Source organism: Carnobacterium sp. 1290_CSPC, from assembly GCF_001053265.1.
Lineage (GTDB): Bacteria > Bacillota > Bacilli > Lactobacillales > Aerococcaceae > Aerococcus > Aerococcus urinaeequi.
Genome location: NZ_JVVG01000014.1, coordinates 1 through 2,252 on the forward strand (window position 1 = coordinate 1; position 2,252 = coordinate 2,252).

The window sequence follows — 2,252 nt, forward strand, 5'->3', positions numbered from 1 at the left end:
ATCGTTTGTACAACCACCATGTTTAGGACAAACTCTCTGTTTTAACAGAGAGTAGTTGATTGTGGTAAATTAGGACATCTGATTCGTTTAGGGCCGCAATTTGTTTTGCAGAAGGTTCATAATCATGGGCTTCTGTGCCCGCTGGTACCATTAAACTCACGTCAGCATGGTCGCCAACAATTTCTTTTGTGAAGGCATAAACAGGGTATATCGTTGTTGCAATTTCTAATTTGCCCCCGTCATTTCCCGCAACTGCCTCAGTATTTGCTTGTCCACATGCCGCCAAAAGGGCAGCTCCCGTTAAGGTCATTAAAGCGAATGTCAAACTCTTATTCATCAATGCATCCTCTTTTCCAAAATAATATTCAATCACATGTATTTGGGTACCCAATATATTTTTTGCCTTAGCCAGGGGCAAAGTAAGTAAATCGTAATGGTTACGATTTGATGCCGGTAATTTATCATATGGCGGATCAAGTAGTCAACTAAAATTTACATGAAATGTCCGTCATATAGACCACGAAGGCTCTTTTTCCAAGAAATTAAGCCCTTTAAATTACTTTTGGAAGGGACTCATATATAATGGGTAAAAGGGTTATTAGGAGGAATATGATGAAAATTGCGATTGTACAAGCAGCCTTACAACAAAGCCAGGTGGCAGAGAATTTTCAAACAATTCAAGCGTTGATGGTAGAAGCGACGGCCAATCAACCGGATGTGATTGTGCTGCCAGAATTATGGAATACATCCTTCTTACCGGAAGACGTAAAAGAGCGAGCGGACGAGGATGGCAAGGTGAGTCGTCAATTTTTAAGCCAATTCGCTAAAAACTACCAAGTCAATGTGGTTGGGGGTTCGGTGGCCAATAGGCGTGGTGACAAGCTATTTAATACGGCCTATATCTATAACCGAAAAGGGCAAGAGATTGCAGCTTACGATAAGGCCCATTTATTCTCACCGGCCAAGGAAAATGGTTATTTTGAAGCGGGTGAAGCGAGTGTGACCTTTGAATTGGACGGGGTCAAATGCGGGATTGTGACTTGTTATGACTTGCGATTCCCTGAGTGGGTGCGGGCTTTAGCCTTAGCGGATGCACAGATTGTATTTGCACCGGCTGCTTGGCCTGAAGTCCGGAATTTACATTGGGATACTTTGGGACGGGCACGGGCAATCGAAAACCAGTTGTTTGTCGTATCGGCTAATTCAAGAGGACCGGTTAATGGGGACGAAGAGGCTTTATATGGCGGTCATTCAGCCATCATTGATCCTTGGGGCGAGTATGTTGTTTCTCCTGATTTACAAGTAGGCGTAAAATACGGTGAGATAGACCTTTCTGTTATTGAAGGTATTCGGTCATCGATTAACGTCTTTAATGACCGAAGACCAGACATCTATAATATATAAGTGATAAAAATATTTGAAGCTGTTTTTCTATATGTTATAATGTATAAAAGATTGGCGATCACGCTAACTATAGTAGTCGACACTATGCTTAACGAAAGGGAGATTCCATGAAATTAAAAACAGGTGCGCTAACATTATTCGCTTCAGTATTCTTGCTTGCGGCATGCGGTAACAGTGGTCAAGAAGATACGACTACAAGCGAAACAGCTGAAACAACCAGCCAAGAAGCTTCTTCAACTGAAACAAGCTCTGAAACGGTACCTAGTTCAGAAGATACGTCAGGTGACGACGCGGATGACAATGCAGATGGTAGCAATGAGAGTGCAGGCTCAAGTGAAGCCAACCAAGCTGCTTCAGGAGAATTCATTTCTGAAGATGAAGCGTGGCAAATTGCTTTAGACGACGCTGGTCTAACTGAAGATGCCTTAACAGAACGTGAAATTGAATTAGATGATGTGGATGACGATGATGATGATTACGATGACGTTGCCCATTATGAAATTGAATTTACTATAGATGGTGACCGGGAATATGCGTATGATATCGACGCAACAACAGGTAATATCTTAAATGTTGAAAAAGATAACTAATTAGCATACATCATTTAGAAAAGGTGGTACTTGAGTAGGCCACCTTTTTCGTTTGGGAAAGTTTATTTTGGATAAAGATAATAGACGCTTAAATGCTTGATTTCTTTCGGACGGAGCGAGTCCTGTTTGCTAGTATTTTTCTGATTTCTTTTCTATAATGAACTACAACGCCATTAAAATGGCGTGTTTCTAGGAACGCTCATGACTTGTTCCACTTATTTCAAAGCAAAACAGCGGTCTAAGCTATTTAACTAAGGC

General features: G+C 41.4%; 3 protein-coding genes. 2 read left to right on the forward strand and 1 reads right to left on the reverse strand.

From position 1 onward, the window contains the following. Positions 1 to 22: 22 nt before the first annotated feature. Positions 23 to 337, reverse strand: a complete 315-nt coding sequence (locus AC973_RS00850; RefSeq protein ID WP_048726040.1) for a metal ABC transporter solute-binding protein, Zn/Mn family — start codon at positions 335 to 337, stop codon at positions 23 to 25. Between the two features lie 272 nt (positions 338 to 609). Here AC973_RS00850 and AC973_RS00855 point away from each other — a divergent pair, with 272 nt between their 5' ends. Continuing rightward, entirely contained in the window at positions 610 to 1,404 is a 795-nt protein-coding gene (locus AC973_RS00855; protein ID WP_225968897.1) for a carbon-nitrogen family hydrolase, read from the forward strand. Between the two features lie 107 nt (positions 1,405 to 1,511). Next, positions 1,512 to 1,994, forward strand: a complete 483-nt coding sequence (locus tag AC973_RS00860; RefSeq protein ID WP_048726047.1) for a PepSY domain-containing protein — start codon at positions 1,512 to 1,514, stop codon at positions 1,992 to 1,994. Positions 1,995 to 2,252 lie beyond the last annotated feature (258 nt).

Bases quoted from the DNA above. Each gene is read 5' to 3' on its own strand.
- AC973_RS00850 (WP_048726040.1), bottom strand. From the start codon at position 337: ATGAATAAGAGTTTGACATTCGCTTTAATGACCTTAACGGGAGCTGCC.
- AC973_RS00855 (WP_225968897.1), top strand. From the start codon at position 610: ATGATGAAAATTGCGATTGTACAAGCAGCCTTACAACAAAGCCAGGTG.
- AC973_RS00860 (WP_048726047.1), top strand. From the start codon at position 1,512: ATGAAATTAAAAACAGGTGCGCTAACATTATTCGCTTCAGTATTCTTG.